General features: G+C 51.8%; 19 protein-coding genes. 14 read left to right on the top strand and 5 right to left on the bottom strand.

Annotation, left to right across the window (positions count from 1 at the left end):
• Window positions 1-8: 8 nt before the first annotated feature.
• On the bottom strand, window positions 9-2,084 hold the full coding sequence (locus tag BM152_RS16735) for a GumC family protein (RefSeq protein ID WP_231730596.1): 2,076 nt from the start codon (window positions 2,082-2,084) through the stop codon (window positions 9-11).
• A gap of 334 nt (window positions 2,085-2,418) precedes the next feature.
• Here BM152_RS16735 and BM152_RS16730 point away from each other — a divergent pair, with 334 nt between their 5' ends.
• The 10 genes from BM152_RS16730 to BM152_RS16685 all read left to right on the top strand — a co-directional run bounded on the left by BM152_RS16730 (window position 2,419) and on the right by BM152_RS16685 (window position 13,051).
• Window positions 2,419-4,524 carry a YjbH domain-containing protein gene (locus BM152_RS16730; protein ID WP_066608885.1) on the top strand — a complete coding sequence of 702 codons (2,106 nt, stop codon included), beginning with the start codon at window positions 2,419-2,421 and terminating at the stop codon, window positions 4,522-4,524.
• A 5-nt stretch (window positions 4,525-4,529) separates the two neighbouring features.
• A complete protein-coding gene (locus BM152_RS16725; protein ID WP_158527962.1) occupies window positions 4,530-5,183 on the top strand; it encodes a YjbF family lipoprotein in 654 nt (217 codons plus the stop codon).
• 10 nt (window positions 5,184-5,193) lie between these two features.
• Window positions 5,194-6,360 (top strand): nucleotide sugar dehydrogenase, encoded by a 1,167-nt coding sequence (locus BM152_RS16720; protein ID WP_066607029.1) that lies wholly within the window; start codon window positions 5,194-5,196, stop codon window positions 6,358-6,360.
• A 96-nt stretch (window positions 6,361-6,456) separates the two neighbouring features.
• A complete protein-coding gene (locus tag BM152_RS16715) occupies window positions 6,457-6,930 on the top strand; it encodes a glycosyltransferase family protein (RefSeq protein WP_066608188.1) in 474 nt (157 codons plus the stop codon).
• Window positions 6,927-7,412, top strand: a complete 486-nt coding sequence (locus BM152_RS16710; RefSeq protein ID WP_074914517.1) for a glycosyltransferase — start codon at window positions 6,927-6,929, stop codon at window positions 7,410-7,412. Before BM152_RS16715 ends, BM152_RS16710 begins: the two co-directional genes overlap by 4 nt.
• Before the next feature lie 186 nt (window positions 7,413-7,598).
• On the top strand, window positions 7,599-8,990 hold the full coding sequence (locus BM152_RS16705) for an oligosaccharide flippase family protein (RefSeq protein WP_074914513.1): 1,392 nt from the start codon (window positions 7,599-7,601) through the stop codon (window positions 8,988-8,990).
• 2 nt (window positions 8,991-8,992) lie between these two features.
• Window positions 8,993-10,081: a glycosyltransferase gene (locus BM152_RS16700; RefSeq protein WP_066608193.1), complete on the top strand. Its 1,089-nt coding sequence runs from the start codon at window positions 8,993-8,995 to the stop codon at window positions 10,079-10,081.
• Window positions 10,078-10,758 (top strand): sulfotransferase family 2 domain-containing protein, encoded by a 681-nt coding sequence (locus BM152_RS16695; RefSeq protein ID WP_074914508.1) that lies wholly within the window; start codon window positions 10,078-10,080, stop codon window positions 10,756-10,758. The genes BM152_RS16700 and BM152_RS16695 overlap by 4 nt, the downstream gene beginning before the upstream one ends.
• Window positions 10,759-10,818: 60 nt before the next feature.
• Window positions 10,819-11,961: a polysaccharide pyruvyl transferase family protein gene (locus BM152_RS16690; protein ID WP_066608197.1), complete on the top strand. Its 1,143-nt coding sequence runs from the start codon at window positions 10,819-10,821 to the stop codon at window positions 11,959-11,961.
• Window positions 11,939-13,051 (top strand): glycosyltransferase family 4 protein, encoded by a 1,113-nt coding sequence (locus tag BM152_RS16685; RefSeq protein WP_082715459.1) that lies wholly within the window; start codon window positions 11,939-11,941, stop codon window positions 13,049-13,051. Before BM152_RS16690 ends, BM152_RS16685 begins: the two co-directional genes overlap by 23 nt.
• Before the next feature lie 7 nt (window positions 13,052-13,058).
• On the opposite strand, the gene BM152_RS16680 is transcribed toward BM152_RS16685, so the two are convergent.
• Complete coding sequence (locus BM152_RS16680) at window positions 13,059-14,303, bottom strand: VpsF family polysaccharide biosynthesis protein (RefSeq protein ID WP_066608203.1); 1,245 nt, start codon at window positions 14,301-14,303, stop codon at window positions 13,059-13,061.
• 49 nt (window positions 14,304-14,352) lie between these two features.
• Window positions 14,353-15,378, bottom strand: coding sequence for a replication initiator protein A (locus BM152_RS16675; RefSeq protein ID WP_066608205.1), 1,026 nt, complete (start codon window positions 15,376-15,378; stop codon window positions 14,353-14,355).
• Between the two features lie 425 nt (window positions 15,379-15,803).
• Here BM152_RS16675 and BM152_RS16670 point away from each other — a divergent pair, with 425 nt between their 5' ends.
• The 3 genes from BM152_RS16670 to BM152_RS16660 all read left to right on the top strand — a co-directional run bounded on the left by BM152_RS16670 (window position 15,804) and on the right by BM152_RS16660 (window position 19,041).
• Window positions 15,804-17,201 carry an AAA family ATPase gene (locus BM152_RS16670; protein WP_066608208.1) on the top strand — a complete coding sequence of 466 codons (1,398 nt, stop codon included), beginning with the start codon at window positions 15,804-15,806 and terminating at the stop codon, window positions 17,199-17,201.
• A 28-nt stretch (window positions 17,202-17,229) separates the two neighbouring features.
• Window positions 17,230-18,204: a ParB/RepB/Spo0J family partition protein gene (locus BM152_RS16665; protein WP_231730581.1), complete on the top strand. Its 975-nt coding sequence runs from the start codon at window positions 17,230-17,232 to the stop codon at window positions 18,202-18,204.
• A 96-nt stretch (window positions 18,205-18,300) separates the two neighbouring features.
• Window positions 18,301-19,041, top strand: a complete 741-nt coding sequence (locus tag BM152_RS16660) for a metallophosphoesterase family protein (protein WP_066608323.1) — start codon at window positions 18,301-18,303, stop codon at window positions 19,039-19,041.
• An 82-nt stretch (window positions 19,042-19,123) separates the two neighbouring features.
• Here the strand turns inward: BM152_RS16660 and BM152_RS16655 are convergent, their stop codons facing one another.
• Together BM152_RS16655 and BM152_RS16650 are read right to left on the bottom strand one after the other, a co-directional pair.
• On the bottom strand, window positions 19,124-20,506 hold the full coding sequence (locus tag BM152_RS16655; RefSeq protein WP_066608210.1) for a phosphomannomutase: 1,383 nt from the start codon (window positions 20,504-20,506) through the stop codon (window positions 19,124-19,126).
• A 21-nt stretch (window positions 20,507-20,527) separates the two neighbouring features.
• Window positions 20,528-21,979 carry a mannose-1-phosphate guanylyltransferase/mannose-6-phosphate isomerase gene (locus BM152_RS16650; protein WP_066608211.1) on the bottom strand — a complete coding sequence of 484 codons (1,452 nt, stop codon included), beginning with the start codon at window positions 21,977-21,979 and terminating at the stop codon, window positions 20,528-20,530.
• Window positions 21,980-22,259: 280 nt separating this feature from the next.
• On the opposite strand from BM152_RS16650, the gene BM152_RS16645 reads away from it, so the two are divergent.
• On the top strand, window positions 22,260-22,551 hold a 292-nt coding region (locus BM152_RS16645), incomplete at its 3' end, for a sugar phosphate nucleotidyltransferase (protein WP_244524895.1).

The following is a 22,551-nucleotide window of genomic DNA, read 5'->3' as shown; positions in this document are numbered from 1 at the left end:
GTGGCCGACTACTCTGTATAATATTTAGCCCCATAGCTCCCATAAGCGCCGTAGGATTCACCGTAACCATATTGTTTCATACCCTTCGGATCGATTTGGTTGAGCACCAGCCCACTCACTTTAACACCGACGGTTTCAAACATGTGCAGTGCGTCGCGGACCTGAGTTTTCGACGTGCTATCCCAACGCACAGTGAAGAGCACAACGTCAACATGCTGCGCAACCACGCGTGCATCAGGCACGACGAGTACCGGAGGGGTATCGATAATGACCATATCGTAGGCATCGCGAGCGGCTTTGATGAAGTCTGCAAAACGTTGGGAGGACACAATATCTGCAGCATTCACATTGCTGGGCTCACTCGCCAGAATGTCAGCCCCCAGAATAGGATCGTGGATCACAGCCTCTTCAAGAGAAATGTCGCCGGACAGTACAGACATCAGGCCCTTGGCATCTTTCACATCCAAATACTGAGCAAATACCAAGCGTCGGATGTCGCCTTCAACCAGAAGGACCTTTTTGCCGAGGCCAACAAGGTTTTGCGCCAAAGCAAACGATACTGTTGTTTTGCCTTCACTCGGAAGCGACGACGTCGACATGATCACCTTGGGAGCTTCATCCAGTCCAGAGAGCAACACAGAGGTACGCAAGTTGCGGATAGCTTCGGCAGCAGCTGATGCTGGTTTTTCAGCGAGATATTCCAAACCCTCTCGGCGATTGCTTGTTGGCAGCAATGGAATTTGCCCCATGACAGGCAGGCCCGTCTCCACTTCCAGATCAGAGGCCAAGCGATAACCGTTTTGACGCATTTCCCAAACTAGAGCCAAGCCACTACCAACCATAGCACCAAGGATGATCGACATGGCGAGAATAAGAGACTTGCGCGGCTCTGAGGGCCCTTGGGGCAAGACTGCATTCGACAGAATGCGGCTATCCGCCTGCTGAATACCTTCTTGAGCAGAGGTTTCTTTGAGCCGGCTCAGGAAATACTCATAGAGCAAACGGCTGGCCTCAGCCTCACGCGTAAGTTGTTGAAGCTGGATCAACTCATCACTCTGCCTCGCGATATCTGCTTCACGCGTTTTAATACTGGTCTCGAGAGACTGGACTTGCGCTTGCGTTCGCTGCACCTGAACAGAAGCCTGTGTAAGCAATTGCGCATAACGCATATCAAACGCTTCTGCTTCACCATTCTCCCGGTAAATCGTTGTCAGTCGAGGATCATCTGCAGCCTCAAGCTTGGCGTCAGCGCTCTCATGCGCTGCTGTGGTCAAGCGCTCCAATCGCGCTCTATCATTCTCCAATGATATGCGCATGGTGACCAAACGATCACGCTGTTCTTTGAGCTGCCGCTCAAGTGCTTGAACTGTTTCAATACTGACAACCTCCGAATTGGTAGAAAACTCGGAAACGCGCGCCTCGGCCTGCTCAAGGTCGGCTTTCAGATCAGCCACACGCGATGTGAGCCATTCGGACGCGTCTTTGGTGGCCTCAAACTTCACATCCATCTGATAGAGGATGTATTGCTCCGCCATTGTATCGGCGAGCATCACAGATTTATGAGGGTCTTCTGTCTCTACTGTAACCTGCAACACATAGGTACTAGGGACATTGCGGACGGACATGCGGTCAAGCATCGCGTTGATCACTGAGGTCAATTGCTGATCTCGAGTTGGAACCTCGCGTTCTTGCCCTGTGATGAAGTTCTTGATGTTTGCCTTCAAACCAAGAGGCTTCAAGGCCCCATTAAACTCAGGGTCTTCAATTAGATTTGCAGTCGTAACAACCCGCTCCAGCAACCGACGGCTCTTCAGAACCTCAACCTCTGTGTTGATCGCCTCGGAATCTGTTCCAAGGCTTGGCAAGACTGCCCCGAGGTCCAAAAGTTGTTCCCCGGATGCTTCCAGCAAAATTACAGAAGTTGCACGATATTTTGGCGTTGCAATAACAAATGCATACAAGGCACCAAGGATTGCAAATCCTAGTATACTTGCAAAAATCCATATTTTTTTACGCCACAAACTACTGAGCAAAGCACCAAGGTCAATAACGTCATCATCAGAAGTGGCGGTATTGTATGTCATAGGGGAGTTTGGCACTGGCATCTCGAACAATAGGTTTACGTTTCAACTTTACCTACGAAAAATATGAAGGCGTTGCCATCAGTTTTAATCATGCAAGTGTTGTCCCTTGTTGCAGTGCAGCAAATTGCAGATTAATCCTATTGCTAAGCCTAATCCTTGGTCTTGTCGGCTGATTTTCGCGCACAATATATGCCTTTGATAAAACTTCTATACTTTTGTTGTTTCCGCGCCGCATGTTTCTCATTTTTCTTCTACCTCGCAGCAAGAATTATTTCATATGAGGAGAAGAGCGAGTTATGACCCCCAAGAGGATCAGAGGTGTTGCGTGACTATTATGAAAACTTCCTATTGTTATTGGATATGTGCTGCCCTAGTAGCCAGTCCTGCTACTGCACAAGATGTACAACTCCGATTTTCTGCCTCAATATACGGCACCCCCGGATATATTGATGTCCCGTCCGCGGAAATGTTTCCGGATGGCCAATTGCAGCTCAGTTCAAGCTTTCGCGACAACACTCAGTTCTACGCTCTTTCTTTTCAAATATCTCCGCGCCTTTTAGGAACATTTCGTTATGCGATTGCTCGAGGATTTGATAACAACGGACAGGGAGACCGCTTCGACCGAAGCTTCGACGTCAAATACCTCCTCGCCACAGAAACTGATTACCTGCCTGACATCGCGGTCGGCCTTCAAGACTTTGGCGGGACAGGAATCTATTCCTCTGAATACCTTGTTGCGAGCAAACACTTCCTCGATGAACGCCTTGTATTGAGCGGGGGGCTTGGTTGGGGACGGTTAGGAACCCATAACGGCTTCTCAAACCCTCTCTCAGCTTTGAGCGCCTCATTTTCTAACCGCGACTTGTCGGTCAAACCTGTAGAAGAGGCTGGAAAACTCTCAACTGGGGATTGGTTCTCAGGGGATGCGGCTTTTTTTGCTGCAGCATCATACCGGATCAACGATAGACTTCGTGTTGCCCTTGAATATTCATCGGATGCTTATGTGAATGAAACTGATCGCACAGGATTCGAGTATAACTCCCCGATAAACGCAGCGCTATCTTACGGCTTCAAAAACGGCGCCGAACTATCTGTATATGCCTTACACGGCTCGGAAATCGGCTTCATGGCTAGCCTACCAATCAATCCGACAAAACCAAAATTTACGAGCGGCATAGAGGACGCGCCACCAGCGTTGCTACCTCGACGCACTACAGCAGCCTTATCGTGGGATACAGGCAGCGTCCAAACAAAGAATAGCGCGCTCTTCACCGCTTTGAAAAATCAAGGGATCGCATTAGAAGGGATATCTATTGAAGGGGCAACCGCCACTGTTCGCATCGGCAACGGGCGCTATCCAGCGCAAGCGCAAGCATTAGGCCGTACCGCAAGAGTTTTAGCAAACAACCTGCCCGAAGATATCACTACTTTCCGCATAGAAAGCACTGCAAACGGAGTGCCGACATCGCGCACCACCCTGCGCAGAGCCGACCTTGAGGCATTGGAGTATGATTTAGATGGCAGCTGGCGCACATTTGCACGGGCAAAAATCGAAGATGCGCCTAGAACACAGGCAGCTTCGATCTCAGGCACATACCCCAAATTCAACTGGCGCGTAAATCCTTACCTCGAACCGGCCCTGTTCGACCCAGACAATCCAGTTCGTGCCGATTTCGGCATTCAGTTGGCGGCTTCGGTCATTCCTGCGCAAGGTTTGGTGCTCTCAGGAGCAATACGGCAGCCGCTCACGGGAAACCTTGACGAAAGCACTCGAACCTCCAACTCGGCCCTCCCTCATGTCCGGACTGATAGTGCCGAATACGCTAAACAATCCGACCTCGAGATCAAGCATCTCACAGCGGAATATTTTTTCCGCCCCGGCAGAAATCTCTTTGGCCGCGTAACTGCAGGCTATCTAGAAACGATGTACGGAGGTCTCTCCACAGAACTGCTTTGGAAACCCGTAAATAGTCCCCTCGCCCTCGGTGCCGAGATGAACTATGCGAAAAAACGCGATTACGACCAGCTATTCGGGTTCCAAGACTACGATATCGTAACAGGGCACGCTTCAGCCTATTATGACTTTGGCGGAGGGTACCTAGGCCAAGTAGATGTTGGGCGTTATCTTGCCGGAGATTACGGGGCGACCTTCTCTCTGGATCGAGAGTTTGATAACGGATTTAGCGTTGGAGCCTTCTTCACTCTGACGGATGTATCTTTCGACGATTTTGGAGAAGGCTCTTTTGACAAGGGCATTCGTATCAACATTCCAATAGATTGGCTCACGGGAACCGCTACCAAAGGCGGCTATGGCACGACCATTCGCCCCGTACTACGCGATGGGGGGGCACGTCTTGAAATACGTAACCGACTCTATGGAGTTGTCAGAGGCACACAAACCAATGAGCTCGAAGACCGCTGGGGCAAATTTTGGAGATGACCCATATGACACTGCGCTCCTTTAGTTACGTGCTAGTTACTCTTACTTTACTCGCAGGCTGTTCATCAGACCCGAACCAAACCGCTCTTATAGAGCAAGCCTTCAGCAAGACTGCCGTACTGGAGCCTGGCACAGCCTTCCTCACTGCTCGAAACTCTGGAGCTCCCGCTTATGTGGCAGGCCTTCAAAACAAAGAAAATGCCTATACACTCTTTGTCCGACAAACGGTTAATACCAAAGGAGAAGAAACTTGGATTTCCCCAGACCATTTATCTTTGGGCATGAAAGACGGCATCATCATTGCAACACGTGGCTTCGGAAATGACGTCTATGCTGCAGATATAGACAGCACACTACACGCTTTGAAAGCTGGTGGTGAAAATATCATCACAGAGCATTTCATCACACCTTTAAGTGGCTCCAGCCAAGTCGAACGACTTGCTTTCCGCTGCCAAATCACACATCAGTCCCGAGAACCTGTACCATTGAGCTCAAGTTACACAGCTGACACAGATCTGTTCTATGAAACATGTCGAAACGGGCAGGTAAAATTCCAAAACTGGTTCTGGGTGGAACGTGAAACAAGAAAAATTGTTCAATCACGGCAATGGATCAGCGAAGAAACTGGAGAATTAGCTCTTCGATTAGTCGTAGAATAAGGAATATAAAATGAAAATCGCGGTTGCGGGGATCGGTTACGTCGGGATGTCGAATGCGGTTTTGCTGGCGCAGAACCACGAGGTCATGGCGGTGGACATTTCCGAGGAGCGCGTGGCCTTGGTCAATGCGCGGAAGTCTCCGATTGTGGATGCCGAGCTTGAGGAGTTTCTGGCGCATAAGGAGTTGAACCTCACGGCGACGACAGATGCGGTGGCGGCTTACAAGGATGCGGATTTCGTGATCGTGGCGACGCCGACGAATTACGATGCCCAGACCAACTATTTCGACACATCCAGCGTGGAGCAGGTGATCCTCAAGGTGCTGGAGGTCAATGAAACCGCGACCATCGTGGTGAAATCGACCATCCCTGTGGGCTTTATCAACCGTATTCGCGACGAGTTCGACACGGATCAGGTGATCTTCAGCCCCGAATTCCTGCGCGAGGGGCGTGCGCTTTACGACAACCTCCACCCCAGCCGGATCATCGTCGGAGAACGTTCCGAGCGGGCGCGTGTCTTTGCCGATCTGCTGCTCGAAGGGGCGGTGGAGAAGGACGCGCCGGTGCTGTTCACCGATGCGGACGAGGCCGAGGCGGTCAAGCTCTTTGCCAACACCTATCTCGCCATGCGCGTGGCGTTTTTCAACGAATTGGACAGCTATGCGCTAGCGGGCGGGATGGATTCTCGCCAGATCATCGACGGCATCGGTCTGGACCCGCGGATTGGCGATCACTACAACAATCCGTCCTTCGGCTACGGCGGGTATTGCCTGCCGAAAGACACCAAGCAGTTGCTGGCGAACTATTCCGAAGTGCCACAAAACCTCATTCGCGCCATTGTGGATGCCAACCGCACCCGCAAGGATTTTCTCTCCGATCAGATCATCGCGAAAGGCCCAAAAGTGGTTGGCGTTTATCGTCTAGTGATGAAGGCGGGCTCCGACAATTTCCGCCAGTCTTCGATCCAAGGCATCATGAAACGCGTGAAGGCCAAGGGCATTGAGGTGATCGTCTATGAACCGGTGATGACCGAGCCCGATTTCTTCGGCTCGCGGGTGGTCAATGATCTCGATGCGTTCAAGGCCGAGGCCGATGTGATCGTCGCCAACCGTGTGACGGATGACATCTCGAATGTGCCGGAGAAGATCTTCACCCGCGACCTGTTCCACGCTGATTGAGGAAAAGACCCATGCCCACAGCTCTTGTCACCGGTGCCGCCAGATTTATCGGCATATGATGACATGAAGCGATGCTTAAAGGAATGTGAGTGATATATGCCTAAAAAACCAGCTATCAAGAAAACAACGATTTTGGCTGTCGCCTCCAAAGGCGGACATTGGGAGCAGCTCTGCCAGATCACTCCGGCCTTTTTGGATACACACGTGACCATGTTTGTGACGACAGATCCCGGAATTGTGCAAGACAGAGATTTAAAAAACTGTTGTACAATAAAGGATTACAGCCAAAGCGAACCAGCAAAGGTGATAATGGGACTAATCGAATCCTATCAATTGGTTCGTAAGACCAAGCCTGCTGTTGTGATCTCGACCGGCGCAGCCCCGGGTCTATTGTGTTTACTCTGGGGGCGGGTTTTCGGAGCGAAAACGATCTGGGTCGACAGCATCGCAAACGCCGAGAAATTGTCGTTGAGTGGTAGATTGGCCAGCCTGTTTGCCACACTGACGTTCACACAATGGGAAAGCTTAGCCGACGGAACTCGAATTCAATATGCAGGAAGCCTCTTATGATTTTTGTAACTCTTGGCACCCAGTTGCCATTTGATCGCCTTGTGTCGATGATGGATAACATCGCGCAGGATGTCGGGGAAGAAATCTTCGGGCAAATTGGGCACGGTAAATATCAACCAGTGCATTTCCCCTGTGTTCCGACATTATCCCAAAAGGATTTTACGCAAAAGGTTCAATGCGCACGCGTTATCGTGGGCCATGCCGGAATTGGGACTTTGTTGTCAGCCCAAAAGATGGGCAAACCCGTTGCGATTGTTGCGCGGCGCAGCCACCTTGGCGAACACAGAAACGATCACCAGCTTGCGACGGTTTCGCAACTCGGGCGTATTTCGGGAGTGTATGTCTGCGAAACCGGAGCTGACTTGAAGGCAATTCTCACGCGTGAAGAGCTTGAACCGATGTCGTCGGGAATTTCTCAAAACCGCGCCGATCTGATAGCACGTCTCCGGCGGGAGGTTGATCATTTTGTCACCCCCTGCTGACATTAACACATTTGGAACGCCACAGCCCAACGCGCACTTCATTTTCCACATCATATGACCAAACGCTGTGGTCGAAGCTTTTAAGCTAATAGGATGAACTATAAACAAACACTGTAAGTGTCTATAAAATCCACAAAACTTTCAGCCTTGAGAGTAAGATACTAGCTAGAGTGGACTTTCCCACCCATGAAAAAATACTTCGGTTACGCGCCAGCACTCATCGTGCCACGTCTTCTTGCCATTGTGACACTGCTTGTTTTTGCGCGAATTATACCCCCTGAACGCATCGGTCTATATTCGCTCGTCATCCTTTTCGGGGAGTATCTCGACACAGTTTTCATGAGGTGGATTAGGGCATCCTACACCCGTCTGTATTACGAGTATGGTAGGCGAGGAGAAAGCATTGATCGGGCCATCGTCATTCTGATGGTTCCTGGGATCGCCTTTTCTGTGATCTTTGCTTTTGGTTATGTGCTCTTTGATTCTCATTATGACAAGACTTGGGCCACACTTTTATCCCTGTATGTCGTGGCTAATTTCATCCTGTATCAAGGCTTGCAGTTCCTACGAGTTCGCGGCAAATCACGCTTGTATATCATCATTGAAACACTGCGGCCGATCCTTGGATTCGGCTTTGCTCTGATGCTCGTGTCCTGGTTTGGGGCAGAGTATGAATATTTGCTTTTGGGAACACAAAGCTTCACGGCGCTTGCCGCTTTATTTCTGCTGTGGAAAATTCTAAAGGTGGATTCGATCAGCCGCCCGACAAAGTTGTTCATAAAAGAAATTTTAGGATATTCTGGTCCCTTGATCGGTTCATTTCTTCTTGCAGGTACCATCCTCATTCTGGATCGAGTGATGCTAGAGAAGATCGCGGGAACCGCCGCACTCGGAGCCTATGCGGTCAGCTACCAACTAGGGCGCCCCGCATTGGACATGCTATTCAACATCATTAACATCGGTGGTTTTCCGAAACTCGTGCAGGCCTATGAGACCGAAGGGGACGACGGCGCCCGTCGGATTTTTCGTCAAAAAAGCGTTGCTATCGGGCTTGTCACCCTGCCCATGCTGACCTTTATTTTGGTGTCCGCGCAGAATATGACGGATCTACTTTTGAAAGACGAATATGCCACCGTTGCGCCCGTCACAATCAGCCTGATTGCGATGGCAGCTTTCATTCGGGGATGGACCCGTTTTCTAATTGATCAAATCTTCCTGCTGCGCAAAACGACGTCTGACCTGATCTGGAAGCAAGCCCCGTCATTGGTATTAATGTTTGTCGTCTGTCTTGTGCTTATCCCGAGCTATGGCATTTACGGCGCAGCCGCGTCTGCCCTGATCGGCAATCTGTTCGAAGCTACTTTATCGATCATGCGCGCCCGCAAGCGTATGAAAATCAACATATTCGGTCGCGAACTCATGATTATCCTTCTGGCTTGCATTTTGGGAGGTGGAGTCATTTGGACTGGACGTATACTTCTAGGCATGCCCGGCTGGATCGGCGCTTCAGTTTTGACGCTCGGGACCTATGGATATGCCATGAAACATCTCGGAATTCTCTCTGTGCTGAAAGGCTGAGTATGGAACGCATTTGCTTTTACCTGACCTCGTTCGAAGGCGGAGGCGCGGAGCGCAACACTGCTCTTATTGCGTCTGAGCTAGCGCGACGCGGACACCCGGTTCTAATCATTGTCGAGCGCGACAGTGGGCCGAATAAGGCGTTCCTTGAACCTGCTGTCGAAACCCGGGTTCTACCATCCGGCTATTTGTCCCGAATGCGTGCTCTGCGAAAAACGTTGTCAGATTGGAATGCCGATGTCGTATTCGCTCGTCTGGGGCTTTGCCCGATTTTCGCCACGCTGATTGGCTTAACAGGAACACGTTGGAAAACGATTATTTCTTATCACAATCCGTATGATCCAGACACGTATTTGGGGGTTCGGCTGACGTGGTGGGGAATCGCAATTCTATCACGCCTAACCTTCGCGACATTCGGGGTCTCTCAGGATATCGTCAACCAGCTCAAAGCATATGGCGCCAAGCCGCGCCGCTGCCACGTCATCCACAATCCTGTCAATATTGACTGGGTTCTCGCCAATAAGGATGCTCTTCCCGAACCTCCCTTGCCGTCGAAGCGACCTTATATCGTATCCGTCGGACGTTTAGTCCCGCAAAAAGGATATCCTGACCTGATTGCAGCATATGGTATGATTGCCGATCAGATTAAAGAAGACCTCGTGATACTTGGAGAAGGACCACTCGAAGCCCACCTCAGAAAGCAAATCACGGAGGCCGGTCTATCAAATCGGGTTCATCTTCTTGGCTACGCACAGAACCCTTTCCCTTTTTATGCTAATGCGCGTCAGTTTATCCTTGCCTCGCATTGGGAGGGGTTTGGAAATGTCCTCGTAGAATCCCTCGCATGTGGTACCTCCGTCGTCTCCACCGACTGTCCTGGGGGGCCGAAAGACATCCTCCAGAGCGGGGAATTTGGCACACTTGTTCCCCTTGGTGACATTCCAGCTCTAGCAGCCGCTATCGAAAGCGGCGTAAGATCTCCGCAGGATCGAGAAAAATGCTTTGCCCGTGCGCAGGATTTCAAGCTGCCGAAGATCGCAACTTTGTATGTTGAACTGGCCAATGGCACGCCAAAAGAGGTACAGGCATGATTTCACACCGTCACAAGTGCATTTTTATCCATATTCCAAAATGCGCAGGAACATCTATTGAAGCTGTCTTGGGGCATCATGAAAATACACACGAGCAAAAGGAGCGCCAAGATCACCGCTCCATTCGAATGCTAGAAAACCCGATACCGCCATCTGCCTTTCTATCGGCAGAAAATCTCCGCGAAGTGGTACGCCGATACCGATGGCAAAGCCGAGACACGCGTCCCGAGAACAAACTGACGGTTACCGCAGAACAATTTCAGTCCTATTACAAATTCACCATTGTGCGGAATCCCTGGGCGCGGGTTCACTCATGGTACCAAAACGTTATACGCGACGAAAAACACCTGAAGGCTTACGGGATTTCAAGCGATATGCCGTTTGATACCTTTCTCAAGCGCCATGCAGGAAATGGCATGCTCAAACCTCAGACTTATTGGTTGAAGGGGTTCGATGGAACCATCAAAATGGATTATGTTGGCCGGTTTGAAGAACTCTCTAAAGCCTATGCAGATGTCAGCCCCTACCTTCAGGGGCCAGTCCCCACAAGCCTCCCGCACGAAATTCGAGGGGGGCATAGTGAAAGCTGGCGTGATGCGTTTACGAAAGAGACCCGCGATCTGATCGCGCAAGTCTATGCAGAAGAAATCGAACTCTTTGGCTATTCGTTCACATGACTTAGGGAGGGGGTCCTCCTTATTTCTATAAAATAGACCTCAAACCGGAGCATAAATGCTATGCACGAAGGAAACGAGACAAAGTCTGCCCCGCCTATAGAAGCCTTCTTTTTTCTTAAAACAAAATTCGAAAATGCCGGGGATGCACTCATCAATCATCAACTTATCAGAATTGTCTCACAAACTGTTCCCGTCACGGTCGAGGCGTCTTTAGCGCCGGAACATTTCATTCAGAACATGCAGCTTGAAAATGTACAGGGGGTAGAAATCTCTCGGCGAGGTCTCGCCTATCTCGCTATCACCATGCTCAAAAGGCGCGCGCGTGGAATAAGGCCTGTGTTATTTCTCATGCCGGGAGGTAACAGCGGAGAAAAATCACGTAAGCTTTTTTGGCTCAATGAAGCTTACACAGGTTTCCTTGCCTTTCTTCGCATGCTTGGGATTAACATCGTTTCTGTCGGAGCAAGCTATGAAAATCTTGGGGTGCGTTATCAAAGGATTATAAGACATCGTTTAAAGCTCGCATCCAAAGTTATCGTCAGAGATCAAATAAGTGCTGGAGAACTTGCGAAAGCTGGTGTGACCATTGATGGAATTTTGCCGGACTTGGCCTTTGGCCTGGATTTTGCTTGCAAAGAAGGGCCCAACTCTTTGGTATCTCAACCGACCGGGATGATCGCATTTTCCTTTCGAACAGATGAGCCCTACTATTCGACAGCAAAAATCAAACAGATGATCTCCAAAATATTGGCCGATTTCCCCGAAGCGCCAATAAAATTTGTGGCACAAGTGGAATCTGATATTCCCTTCATGAAAGAACTGTATGCATTTCACAGCCCGCTACATCACGCGCCCGTGAGCTTTGTGGATATCACAGCCTCACTCTCAGAGTTTCGCGATAAGGCCTATGGAGACGTAACTGTTTTGTTTTCGAACCGGTTACATGCGTTGCTTCTGGGGCTAGCTGCAGGAAGCATTCCAGTTGCCTGTTTACATCAGGGGTATGACCAAAAAATCAGAGGCGTTTTTGACATGTGCGGCTTATCAAACTGCATTGCTGACATCGACACGAGCAACCTTCAGAAACTCTACTATGATGATTTTCAAGTCAGTTCTGATGCTATCGCTAGTATCAAAGGCGCTTCGTCGCTTTTAACCACGGGTATTACAGATATACTCTATGAGTTACAAAATGAGAAATGAGAAAATGCTGCATAAAAATGTCTGCGTTCTAATGCCGCGAAATGTGAACGTGCAAGCTGGCGGAATAACCCGTGTGGTCTCCTATACTAAGCGCGAGATCGACGCCTCAAACTCTCCATATGCTTTCACGTTCATCCCCACACGCTGGGCAGAAGGTAAAATTCTCAGCCATGTTTCCACACTTTATTCTCTGTGGAAATTTTTGGGAGCAATTTTTTCGGAAAAAGCTGAGATCGTGCATCTTCATGTAGCTCCAAAGGGATCGACATGGCGCAAATTCCTATTCGCTCAAATTGCCTCTCTCTTCGGAAAGCCCTACATCATTCACCTTCACGGTGCTGGCTATGATGAATATTTTGCAAACCAGCCCAGGTTTGCACGAAACCTCATTCAAAAGTTTTATAGAAAGGCTGCCGCAGTGATCGTGCTCGGCACAGGATGGCGGGCATGGGCAGGGTCTGACCAGGGGCTTGGCCTTGAACCGGAGCGCGTCTATATCATCGATAACGGGGTGCCAGACCCTGGCCTCAGGTCCACACATGAGAATTCGGTTCCCCGCATTGTATTTGTTGGGTTTGTCGGCCACCGCAAGGGGGTGGACACTTTGCTTGATGCGCTGAAAGCTGTGCCGCCGGACATCCCTTGGACCTGTGCGGTCTGCGGCAACGGCGAAGTCGAGAAATATGAAAACCTTGCCCGAGAAAAGAAGCTTTCCCTTGAGCAAGTAGAATTCACCGACTGGCAGAGCGAAGAGCAGGTGCGTACACAAATGGCCGCATCAGACATTCATGTTTTACCGTCACGCGCCGAGAACCAACCGGTTGCTATCCTGGAAGCAATGGCCATTGGTCTGCCTTCCGTTTCAAGCTCCGTGGGAGATATTCCCAACCAGATTGTCGATGGCGAAACCGGTTACGTGGTTCCGCCAGATGACCCCGATGCACTGGCCAGCGCATTGGAAAAACTGTTGAAAAATAATCAGTTACGCAAAACGATGGGACATGCTGGACGAAAGCGGTTTGAAGATAGGTATTCGAGCAAGATCAATTTCAAGAAGACGCTTGAGATTTACGACGCCATCTCAAAATAAAGCGTTATTATCGCTGAGGGTGGGTCCGTGCCCTTTGCGCCGCAAGAAGAAGCGATACCAGGACAAACAAAGCCGGGCTTTTAATTGATAGTGCATTATTTGTACTGGCGACCAAAAGAAAGAAAATACCAGCTGCAATGCTACCAGTGCTTCCGGAGCGTGCCACCTGATACATAAAGACAAGCATGCCTAGAGCAATAAAACTAAAGGCAATTAGTCCAAAGGACAAAGCCATATCCACCCAGAAGTTTTCGATCGTGTTGAAGTTGCTATTTTGATCAATCAGCAAACGTTTAGTCGACGCACTAATCCCTAACAAAACATCAGATTTTGACAATCCGTCATAAATCGAAAGAAGATGCAACCGTGCACCTGTGCTGTTGTCATCAAGCCCTTTCATAGCCATAAATCTTTCTCCGAGGGGCGTCTCAAGCAAGAGGAAAAGACCGGAAGAAATCAAGACTGGTGTCGCAATTTGCATTGTAATCAAATGCTTCCACGTTGCTCGACCCGCGAAAAAGCGGCATGAAAAATCAATCAATTCCGAAGTCACCGCAACAAGAACAAACATCACAAGCGCAGCACGTCCACCGAAGGACAAAATAGCAATAGTCGCGAGCAGAAAATACAGAAGAGACCAACGACCCAGACTCCTGTCACGCAGAACAAAAATTCCAACAACTCCGGTCAACAACGCATTCAAAAGCGGATGCCCGAAGAGGGCATATGAGCGGAAATAATAGAACCTGAAACCCGGATCGGGTAAAAAATGCGCACGCGTGATAAACTCGAAAATCGCGACGACCGAATTTATCCCAGTAAACACAACGATCATTTTGAAGGCGGACCATGCAACAACTCTGCGGGCATTGAGCAAATACAAAGCGCCAAAAAGAGCACAAAAGAACGTGTCAACCAAATATGCAACCGACGAAATCCCGAATTGAAGCACCAACCAAATCGTTGCATATACGAGTATCAACATAAATGCATAAGATGACCGCCCAACAGCACGGAACTGCTGAGGAAAATAGATTTTTTTCGAACGCAAAAGAAATGCTGTCAGTATTAGAACCGTACCAATATGAATTTTAAAGACGATGGAGCCCCCAGGCAACGTATATGGAATAAACTGATTCAGGAGACCGTTAGACAGAGCCAGCCGCAAGAATAAGCCTATCAAGAATAGCGCACCTGACCCCCCCCAAGATTGCCGGAAATAATCGCCGACAGAACATGATGATTCATTCATACGTCACTCTATTTTCTCAAGACTAATCCGGTTTCTATATGTATCGCCCCTACCGCCCCTTCGCCATCCGCATTTTCACGAAGCCCAAAAACGCGTGCTCTACCGAATGTAGCTTCGGCTTACCTGAGGCAGCCCAATAGCTCCGCCAATCGGCTTCCAAGGCATAAATGTCCCAGCCTGGCGCCATGTCGCGAGCGCGCTCAAAGGCGGCGGGTTTGAGCGGCGGGAGCTGCGGTCCCTCGCTGTCCAGAACACGGGCGCGGGAGGTGAAGCGGATGATATCCCCTTCCTCCTCACTCATCTCATAATCCGGCAGGTGGTTGGCTGCGATCATATCTCGGATCATTTTGCGGAACACTCGCCGCGGGCTGGCCGAACCTGATTTCTTCAAAAGCGTCTCAACAGAAATCCGCCAGTGATCCTGTTTGCCGCAATGTTTGCGCGCCAGTTCGTAGATGCGCCGTTCCAGCGGTTTGCGCAGGCGGAAATAGTCGCGGCTCAGGGTCAGGACAGATTTCGATAGCACCGCCCGATAGAGCCATTCCGAAAGCGTCACCGCCACGCTCACCATCCGCCCGCCGCGGGTCTTGCGCACGATCTCCCAGCTCTCGATAAGACCGAAGCCGGACGTCACCTCCGCATCGCCCGTGACGATATTGGTCTTGATCCGCGTGCCCGCCAGACGCTCGAAACTCTCCACCAGACGCCGGTAGGCATCGCCGCTGGTCTCCCGATTGGTCGCCACCAACAGGTCATGCGCGCGCAGCGTCAAGGTCCGACTTACCGCCCGCCCCGCATTGATCGCCGCCATCAACTGACTCACACAGAAAATGAGAATGTCTTTGTCATGAATGGTGGCCAGACCTTTGACCGAGGGCGTCACCTCGATCATCGCACCGTTATGTTCATAGCTCAGAATACGCCGGTCCGGCCGCGTCGAGAGCGAGAACACGGGATGCTCCATCGTCGCTAAATCGTCTTTCGGGATTGCATCAAAAATGTCGCAGAGGAAAAAATCCACCTGCGGATGCCGGTCGGGCAACAGCCCTCCTGCCGATGTGACGACGCCTGTCATCTCTGATCCTGACTGCCCGATCCCATGCCCTTATGGTGGGCAATTCGCGGTCTGCTCGTTTCGTGGTTTTATTGACACCCAGCTTAGTGAAAGCCCCCTGCCCGGTCCAGTCTTTCTATCGTGGGTTCAGAGTCACTCCAACGTGGGTTCAGAGTCACCCTATCGTGGGTTCAGAGTCGCCCCTGTCCTTTCAGAAATTAAAAATACATTTAGTTTCAATGGATTAATAAGTAGTGAAAAATCCCTTAACTTATAATATAACTCAAATATAACACTACATTTTTTTCCACAGGCCCAAATAACGTTCACCCTAAGCCTAAGAAAACATCATATTTTTCAATAAATTGATTCTTCAGATGTTGTTTTTCTTTCCATGTATCGCCTTTTTGGTTATCTTTAAAAAAAGTCGATACATGAGATAAAAGATGTCCAAAGACACGGCCGTGCAGCCACCGTATTTCAACATTGATCCGAACCAAGCTTTGCAAGAGCTTGGACAACCTGTAAGCACAGAAGGGTTTTCCCGTATCGCCCAGTCCTGCGCCCAGGGACGTGAAGATCTGGCGTCGAGAGGACTCAATGAAGATGGCGGGAAATCTTTGCGATTGTTTTCCACTTGGGAAATCACGCGCTATCTCATCCCAGTTGCGACCCCGCATTTCCGCCGCGTGTTGCGATCCCATCCCGATCTGCCACAGGGTCGTTCCGAAACAGAAGGCGGCGCAAAGTGGTTTACTCTCGATGAGGTTCTTCGGCTCCGTGCGCATTTCGCGGCGGAAGGGGCAAAGAACAAAGAGTACCTTCCCTACCGCCCAGAAGGCCTGCCTGCGAAACTCGTTGCGGTCGCCAATTTCAAAGGCGGAGTTGGCAAGACTTCCACAGCCGCGCATCTGGCCATGTCAGCCGCACTAGACGGCTACAAGGTGCTGGTGATCGACCTCGACAGCCAGGGCTCCATGACTTCGATTTTTGGCGGTAAGGTGGACGATGAATGGGGCACAGTCTTTCCCCTGCTCGCCCGTCATTATGCCAGCCATCAGCGACAAGCCAACCAAGGCCGGATGGATCGCGGCGAAACACCCGTCCCTCTCGATGAAACCTTGACCGATGCGCTCAAGATCAAAACACAGGATGTGATCCAGTCGACCCATTGGCCGAACATCGACCTGATCGGTGCGCAGCTCAACCTCTACTGGTCGGAATTCCAAATCCCCGTCTGGCGGATGCAGGGACGCGGCTGGAAGCTCTGGGATGCGCTTACGGATGTGTTGGAAGAGGACGGGGTGCTGGATGAATACGATGTCATTTTCCTCGATACCCCCCCTGCCCTCGGCTATCTGACGATCAACGGGCTGGCCGCCGCCGATATCCTGCTTGTGCCTCTGGGCGCGTCGTTTCTGGAGTTCGATTCCACGGGCCGGTTCTTCGACATGCTGCACTCGACCTTCCAATCCATTGAGGACGGGGAGAACATGGCAGCGCGGGCTTTGGGGCGCGAGGAAATCTCCTTTGAGTGGGATGCCGTCCGCGCAGTCATCACCCGCTACGACGGAGCGCAGCAAGGCGAACTGGCCTCTCTGATGCAGGCCTATTTGGGGCAAACCCTTTCTCCCCATCGTCAGGACTTCACCGCGCTCATCGGACAGGCTGGTGAGCAGGTCTCCGGCATCTATGAGGCGGATTATCGGGACTTCAACCGCGAGACCTATGTGCGCGGGCGTCAGACCTTTGATGCCACCTATGCCGCGTTCAAGAAGCTGCTTTTGGGAAGTTGGCGGCGTGACGAGATTGAAGCACAGGAGGCTGAACATGGCGAAGCGTAAGAGACTCTCCCCGCCGCGGACAGATTTTTTGACGGATACTCAGAAAGAGACCGATCCGGCAGAGACAGTGTCTAAAGCCCCAGAGGCGAAGTCGGCCTTTCCTTTGGGCGTGGCGCAGAGCTCCCCTCGCCCTGCCCCGATCGCACAGGTCGCCGGTGATGCAGCCGTTACTGCGGCTTTAGCCGAGATGACCGACATGATCACACAAGCCCGCGCAGAGGGGCGCATTGTCGAACGCCTGCCGCTCTCGGCCATTGATCTGGGCCATCTGGTGCGTGACCGCTTGAAAGCGCAATCGGAAGATCTCGAAGCGCTGAAGTCGAGCCTGAAAGCGCGCGGGCAGCAAGTGCCCGTGGAAGTGCTGGATCGCGGTTCCAAAGCCTCCCCGCGCTATGGTTTGATTTCGGGCTGGCGCCGGATGTTGGCCTTGTCGGAGATCGGTGTCGATGAGGTGCTTGCCGTGGTGCGTGAGCCGAAGTCCGCCTCTGACGCTTATGTGGCTATGGTCGAGGAAAACGAAATCCGTTCTGACATCAGTTTTTACGAACGCGCTCGCATCGTTGTGAAAGCCTTGGAGCAAGGTGTCTATTCAGACCCGAAATCAGCGCTTCAGAGTCTGTTTGGAAATGTTTCGCGCGCGAAACGTTCCAAGATCAAAAGCTTTATGACGCTGGTCGAGGCACTCGATGATGTCTTGCGTTTTCCGACTTCTATCAGTGAGAAAAATGGCCTCGTGATTGCGAAGGCACTTCAGGCTGATCCTTATGTTGCTGATAACATCAGAGCAAGTTTGGGCCAAACCAAGCCGGACAATGCCGAGCAAGAAGTTGCAGCTCTGCTGAAGGCCTGTCGTTCTTCCGAGCCGAAAGAGCCGCCTCAAGATAAAGTCCCGCGTCAGATTTCCCTTCACTTCGACGCGGTCGCTAAACGCATTGAGCTTTCCGGTGAAGGCATTGATGAAGCCTTCCTATCTGCTCTGGAAAGTTGGCTGAAGAAGCAATAAATTTTGCGGAAAATACCCTGAGTTTTCTGTAACGGGACCAAATGTCAGAAGGATCGCTCCGTGTTCAAAGGTTTGCTTCGACGTCGCCAAACACCCATTGAGCAACCCGCACCTCGCCGCTTTGACGGAGGTCGCCCTGAACCAAAAGAGGTTTTGGCCGTGGTTGGGGATATTCATGGTCATCTCTCGTGTTTGGACAAACTCATCAATAAACTCGAAACGCAGGCTCCTGACGCGCGTTGGGTCTTTGTTGGGGACTTCATCGACAGAGGCGATCACAGTGCGCAAGTGCTGGAGCGATTGCGGGCGCTTGAGGTCGAGCGGCCTAATACGATTTGTATTCTGGGCAACCATGAAGAGATGATGCTGTCTTTCCTGAGAGACCCAGAATTGGCCGGAAACCGCTGGATGCGTCATGGTGGTTTGCAGACTATGGCGAGCTTCGGGCATTTCAAGCTGGGTGTGCAAAATGCACCTGAGGCTCTGCGCGTAGCGCGGGATCAGCTTTTAGAAGTGATGCCCGAGGGGCTAGAAGTCTGGCTCGCTTCCCGTCCGAGATGGTTTCAGAGCGGCAATGTCGTCGTGGTCCATGCCGGCGCGGACCCTGACCGACCTATGGAAGAGCAAAAGGATCAGGCGCTGACGTGGGGGCATGTGGCCTTCGGCAAGCAGGCGCGGGAAGATGGTCTTTGGATGGTTCACGGCCATACGATTGTGAGCCTACCGCAGGAAAAAAATGGCGTTATTTCGGTTGATACCGGAGCCTATGCGACGGGAAAATTGACTGCCGCTGTTATTGCGAATGGCAATGCGGAGTTTGTGCAAGCCACGGCCTAGAGCAGGTTTTCGACAAATGTTTCGCGTGCGAAACAAAAGGCCTGCCGCAATATGGCAGGCCTTTTGTTTGGGTAGAGTTATTTCACAACACTTCCTGCGCCACATCCTCATAGGCCGCTTTTACCAAGTCTTGCGCTTTGGCTTCGGTGCCGGCTTGCGCATAGATGCGGAACTCGGGGGCGTTGCCGGAGGGACGGAGGTGGAGGACGTCGCCGCTTTCAAAGTCTACGCGTAGCCCGTCTGTGAGGTCGGTCTCAGAGATGCTACCGAAAGGAGCGAAAAATGCGGCACGTGCCGTGTCATCTGAGATGAGCTTGTCCAGAAAAGTCTCGGCCTTGTCTCGGTCAATTTCTTGCACACGATCTGCTGCCGTAAAACAAGGTGGAAGGGCTGCGACCAGATCGGCAAGGCTTTTCTCTGCCGTCTGAGCTGACACCAGGGGCGCGATGATCGGGAGCATACAATCACGGGTCGGTAATGGTGCGAGCGGGGCTTTGAGATGCGATGTGAAGCCCAGAAGGAAACCGCCATTGGCTTCGAAGCCTACCACTTCGGGATGAGCAGCCTTGGCCATGCCTGCGATCACGAAGGGAGACCCGATCTTGGTCAGGATGACCTCCTCGAATTCCGGGAGGCGGCGCACCATGTCGTTGGAGGAGACCGGTGTGACGACCGATTTCGCGCCCAGCAGCTGCGCGCTTAACACACCGAGAATATCGCCGGGGATAACCTTGCCCGTGCCATCTGTGAGCATCGGCCGGTCCGCATCACCGTCTGTCGAGGCAATGGCATCCAACCCGTTCTCGCGGCACCAAGCCTGCAATTCGGCGCGGGTGTCGGGATCAACTGCTTCGGTATCAACCGGGATGAAGATGTCGGAATGGGCAAGCGGCACGACCTCTGCTCCCAGCCCTTTAAAGATCGCCTCCATTGTGTCGCGGGCGACAGAGGAATGGCGATAGACCCCGATCTTTAGCCCTTTGAGTGCCATCTGACCGAAGGCATCAATGTAGCGGGCGATGTAACGGCTTTCCGCTTCGGGCATTTGGTTGTAGCTGCCCTGTGTACTGCTTTGGACGCGGGTACGGGAGGCATAAGCGGCATTGATCGCCGCCTCGTCGGCTTTCAGGATTTCTCCGTTAGGCAGGTAGAATTTGAGCCCGTTGCGATCCGCAGGGATGTGGCTACCTGTGACCATGATCGCGGGAGCTTGCGCCGCCATGGAGGACAAGGCAAGGGCAGGGGTGCCAAGCGTGCCGCAGTCGATCACATCGACGCCCGCCGCCTGTGCCGTGTCGCAGATCACCTTGGCGATCCGCGGCGATGAGGGGCGTAGGTCCTGCCCGACATAGAGCGTGTCGGATTGGACTGTGCTCAAAAATGCATGAACGTAATCTGCAACAAGTTCATCTGTCAGCTCGGTCACAAGACCGCGCAGACCGCTGGTGCCGAATTTGGGAGCCATATCGTGCCTACCTTTTGCGCCTTAACCTTTTGCACCCTGTCCACGAGAATAGACATCCTCGTAGCGGATGATGTCATCTTCGCCCACATAGGAGCCGGTTTGGACTTCGATCAGAACCATAGGCAATTTGCCGGGGTTCTTCATGCGATGAACCGCGCCCAGAGGAATATATACCGACTGGTTTTCGGTGACGAGACGGGTTTCGCCATCCACGGTCACCTCGGCGGTGCCTTCGACCACGATCCAGTGCTCGGAGCGGTGGAAGTGGCTTTGTAGGCTCAGCGCCGCGCCGGGATGGACATGGATGCGTTTCACCTGGAAACGGCCGCCGACCACAAGGCTCTCGAACCAGCCCCAAGGGCGGTGATCTTTCGGGAAATGCGTGGCCTGATCCGCACCTTTGGCTTTGAGTGCTGCTACGGCCTTTTTGACATCCTGCGCCCGCGACATATCCGCGACCAGAACCGCGTCATTCATCGCAATGGCCATGATGTTATCAAGGCCGATGCCAACGACTTCAAGACGTTCGCTGTCGGAGCGGATGAGGCTGTTGGAACAATCGATCGCCGTGGCTTCGCCCGAGGTGACTACGCCGTTCTCGTCAGGGCCGGACTCGCGCCAGACCGCGTCCCAGCCGCCAAGGTCCGACCAACCGCCATCAAAGGGCACGACGGCGAGGTTGTGGGCTTTCTCCATCACCGCATAGTCGATGGAAATGTCATCGGCTTTGGCCCATGCTTTCGGTTCCAGTCGCAGGAAACCGAGATCGACCTGAGCGGCATCGACAGCTTCGCTCACCGGTCCCGTCAATTCGGGCGCATAGGTGGTGAAGGCCGCGATGATGTCTTTGGCTTTGAACAGGAAAATCCCAGCGTTCCACATGAAGGTGCCGGCGGCGACCATTTCGGCGGCGCGTTCTGCGTCGGGTTTTTCCACGAATTCCTTGAGATCGACCGCATCGCCTGAAGCGTCCGGCAGGGCGGTCAGTTCCAGATAGCCATAGCCGGTTTCGGCATGGGTAGGCTTGATCCCGAAGGTGACGAGCTTGCCATCTTCCATTGCGCTGAGACCCTTTTTGACGGCCGTATGAAAGGCCGCGACATCAGGCACCACATGATCGGAAGGGGCGACCAGCATGATAGCTTCAGGATCTTGGTCAATCAGGTGCAGCGCTGCCGCCAAAATCGCAGGGGCTGTGTTGCGTCCTTCGGGCTCGATCAGGATTGCACCGGGATCAATACCAATAGCGGCCAGTTGCTCGGTCACGATAAATCGGAAATCCGCCCCTGTCAGAACGGTCGGCGCGGCAAAGTTCAACGTCTCTGTCGCCCCGCTCAATCTTTTTGCCGAAGCCTGAAACAGGGTCTGATCATCCACCAGCGGCACGAATTGTTTCGGGTAGCTCTTGCGAGACAAGGGCCAAAGCCGTGTCCCCGAACCGCCGCACAAAATAACTGGTGTGATAAGTGGCATATGTTGGATCCCTTGAACTGGTATCGTTTGGCAAGCTCTCTGATAGATTTGAAACGATTATGATCTCTCGGTGGATATTAACGCTCGAAGCGAGATCATATCGTGATTTGTTCTTTGATTGTTTCTTGTGCGTACATTTAAAAATACTGGCAAGCTTGTAAAGTATTTCTCGTTATTAGAATTAGTTGAGTCATTAAATCTCTCTAGGGTTGTGTTGTCGTGAGGGTGTCACATATGGATGTGAAACAATATCTCATGAGTGTAAGTCGAAGGAGTAGAGATGAAAAAAGTGACCAAAGCGATTTTTCCTGTGGCTGGTCTTGGAACGCGGTTTCTTCCCGCAACCAAATCCATTCCGAAAGAAATCATGACCTTGGTCGATCGTCCGCTGATCCAGTATGCCATTGACGAGGCACGGGCTGCGGGCATCAAGGAATTCATCTTTGTAACTTCGCGCGGCAAGGGCGCGCTTGAGGACTATTTCGACCACTCTCCGGTTCTTGAGCAAGAGCTGCGCAAAAAAGGCAAAGACAAGCTGCTTGAGGTGCTGAAAGGCACGAATATGGACAGCG

This window comes from Celeribacter halophilus, from assembly GCF_900114135.1.
Taxonomy (GTDB): domain Bacteria; phylum Pseudomonadota; class Alphaproteobacteria; order Rhodobacterales; family Rhodobacteraceae; genus Celeribacter; species Celeribacter halophilus.
Note: the sequence above shows the minus strand (reverse complement) of the source record. Positions and strands in the feature narration are given on the sequence as shown.